General features: G+C 65.4%; 2 protein-coding genes and 1 pseudogene. 2 read left to right on the forward strand and 1 reads right to left on the reverse strand.

The features are described from left to right. Positions 1–989 (forward strand): ABC transporter substrate-binding protein (locus tag AC5JJ6_RS06485; RefSeq protein WP_496041255.1); only part of this gene is annotated, 989 nt, incomplete at its 5' end. 30 nt (positions 990–1,019) lie between these two features. Here the strand turns inward: AC5JJ6_RS06485 and AC5JJ6_RS06490 are convergent. Next, complete coding sequence (locus AC5JJ6_RS06490) at positions 1,020–2,213, reverse strand: phosphoglycerate kinase (RefSeq protein ID WP_496041256.1); 1,194 nt, start codon at positions 2,211–2,213, stop codon at positions 1,020–1,022. 292 nt (positions 2,214–2,505) lie between these two features. Here AC5JJ6_RS06490 and AC5JJ6_RS06495 point away from each other — a divergent pair. After that, positions 2,506–3,046: pseudogene (locus tag AC5JJ6_RS06495) on the forward strand (class I SAM-dependent methyltransferase); the annotation flags it as partial.

Genomic DNA, 3,046 nt, shown 5'->3' on the forward strand with positions numbered 1-3,046 from the left:
AGGTGACCGACACGGCCGACGTCGTGTCACGGGTCCTGGCGGAGAAGGCGGCCGGCAAGGACGAGGGTGGCTCGGTCGATCTGGTCTGGATCAACGGCGAAAACTTCGCGGCGATGAAGGAGAACCGGCTGCTTTACGGCCCCTTCGTGGACCGCCTGCCGAATGCGGGCCTGATCGACACGAAAGGCAAGCCCACCACGACAGTCGATTTCACCATTCCCACCGACGGCTTCGAATCACCCTGGGGCATGGCTCAGTTCGTCTTCACCTACGATACCGAACAGGTCGCGAAGCCGCCGAGAAGTGCTGCCGCCTTGCTGGAGTGGACGAAGGCCAATCCCGGACGGTTCACCTATCCCAGCCCGCCCGACTTCATCGGCAGCACCTTCCTGAAGCAGGTATTGGTGGAAGTGACACCAGATCCGTCGAGACTCCGGGATGCAGCCGACGACGCCGATTTCGACAAGGTCACGGGACCGCTCTGGTCATACCTGGAACAGCTTCACCCCAATCTGGCGAGGAGCGGCCGGAACTTCCCGGCGACAGGGCCGGCCTTGAAACAGATGCTGGCCGATGGAGAGGTCGCCATGGGCATGAGCTTCCATCCCGGCGAAGCGTCGCGCGACATCGCCAGCGGGTTGCTGCCGGCGTCGATCCGAACCTTCGTGCTGGAGCGGGGCACCATCGGGAACACGCATTTCGTGGCGATCCCGTACAACGCCAACGCTCCCGGTGCGGCCATGGTGGTGGCGGACTTCCTGCTGTCGCCCGATGCCCAATTGCACAAGCAGGATCCCGGCGTCTGGGGCGACTTCACGGTGCTGGACCTGGATAAGCTGAGTGCCGCCGACCGCGCCCGATTCGATGAGCTGCCCCTGGGCGAGGCGACGCTGTCCCACGAGGAACTGGGCGTCCCGCTGCCCGAGCCGCATCCGTCGTGGATGGTGCGGATCGAGCAGCAGTGGCTCAAGCGCTACGGCGCCGGCTGACCCAGCCGGCGCATCCAGCCTTGCCGCAGGTCAGGACTTGAGGGCCGCGACGCCCGGCAGGTCCTTGCCTTCCAGCCATTCGAGGAAGGCGCCGCCGGCGGCGGAAACGTACGTGAACGAATCCTCGACTCCGGCTGCCGCCAGCGCCGCGACGGTGTCGCCGCCGCCGGCGACGCTGAGGACCCGGCCAGCCTTGGTCAGCGCCGCGACCGTACCGGCCACCGCGTTGGTGCCGGCATCGAACGGCTTGGTCTCGAACGCACCGAGCGGGCCGTTCCAGACGACCGTCTTGCAGCCTTGGAGCTTCAGCGTGATGTATTCGACCGTTTCCGGGCCGATATCGAGGATCATGCTGTCGGACGGGACCTGATCGATCGCGACCGCTTCGCTCGTGGCGCCGGCCTTGAACTCCTTGGCGGTGATGGCGTCACGCGGCAGCAGGATCTCGCAGCCGGCTTCCTCGGCGATCGCCATGATCTCGCGCGCCTTCTCCGCCATGTCCTTCTCGCAAAGCGAGGCGCCGACCGCCGTCCCCTTGGCATAGAGGAAGGTGTTGGCCATGCCGCCGCCCAGCGCCAGCAGATTGACGCGGCGGACCAGATTGCCCAGCAGGTCCAGCTTGGTCGAGATCTTGGCGCCGCCGACGACCGCCGCTACCGGACGTTCGGGCTTTTCCAGGGCGAGGGTGAGGGCCTTCAGTTCCGCTTCCATCAAACGGCCGGCGGCGTTCGGCAGCAGGCGGGCAAGACCTTCGGTCGAGGCATGGGCGCGGTGTGCGGCGGAGAATGCATCGTTGACGTAGATGTCGCCGAGTTCGGCCAGCTGGGCCGCGAAGCCGGCGTCGTTCTTCTCCTCTTCCGGATGGAAGCGCAGGTTCTCCATCACGATGATGGCGCCGGCGTGCATCTTGGCCAGGGCGTCCTTGGCGACGGGACCGACACAGTCGTCGGCGAAGGCGACCTTCTGCCCGACGGCCTTGGACACGGCGTCCACCACCTGCTTGAGCGAGTATTTTTCGTCGGGACCGCCCTTGGGACGACCGAAATGCGAGAGGACGACGACCTTGGCGCCGGCCTGCGAAAGCTCGGTCAGGGTCGGCGCCAGCCGGTCGATGCGCGTCGTATCCGTCACGACCCCGTCCTTGGCCGGGACGTTCAGGTCGGCGCGGACCAGGACGGTCTTGCCGTCGAACTCAAAATCGTCAAGGGTTTTGAAGTCGCTCATCCGTGCCGTCCCATTCCTTGGTTCAGGGTGCCTGTTCAAGGCCCAATAATCTTTGCGGCATTTGTATGATGCCGATCACTCCGCGAGGGAACCAACCACAACCGCGCAGGCAAATCAATGTCCGCCGGACACGTCCGGCTGCGGCTATTTCAGGTAAGCCGGTTGGGCGTCGTCTGCCCGCTTCCCGTACCGGCGTCCGCGCCGGCGACCGCCCCTTCCGGTCCGGACTTGGCATCCCGGGGGGGAGAACCTAGGTTAAGTGCATACCTTATAGTAAAACGGAGCTTGGACGATGATCGGACCGGCGGAACGGGCGGCTTACGCGTTGAGCCAGACGGCCCGAATTTCCTGGTTCTTCGGACAGAAGGCCTTGGCGGCGCGGCTGAACGGCAGATTGGTGCCTGAAGAAAAGCAGCCGAAGGGGCTGACCTTTCCCGACAACTCCGAGATACTGGCAGAAGTTCGGCAACTGATGCGACGGGACCTCGCCAACATCGAGGCCGGCTACTACAGGATGCCGCATGACATGATCGAGCCGCCGCGCAAGATCCTGCGCGATGCGGTCCGCTTCTTCCGCGACCTGCCGGAGGTGCGTCGCCGGCGGCGGGACGATGTCAGCGCCGAAGTCTTCGAGGAGAAGCGGCAGGAGGGCTCCGCCCTGCCCCGCTACTATCTCCAGAACTTCCATTACCAGACCGACGGATACCTGAGCGACCACTCCGCCGAACTGTACGACCATCAGGTCGAGGTGCTGTTCGGCGGGGCCGCCGACGCCATGCGGCGGCAGGCGCTGGTGCCGCTGCACCACCATTTCCGCACCCGGCGCACGACCG

Source organism: Skermanella sp. (assembly GCF_059503625.1).

Excerpts from the sequence above, each read along its gene's own strand:
- AC5JJ6_RS06490 (WP_496041256.1), bottom strand. The coding sequence starts at position 2,213 with ATGAGCGACTTCAAAACCCTTGACGATTTTGAGTTCGACGGCAAGACC.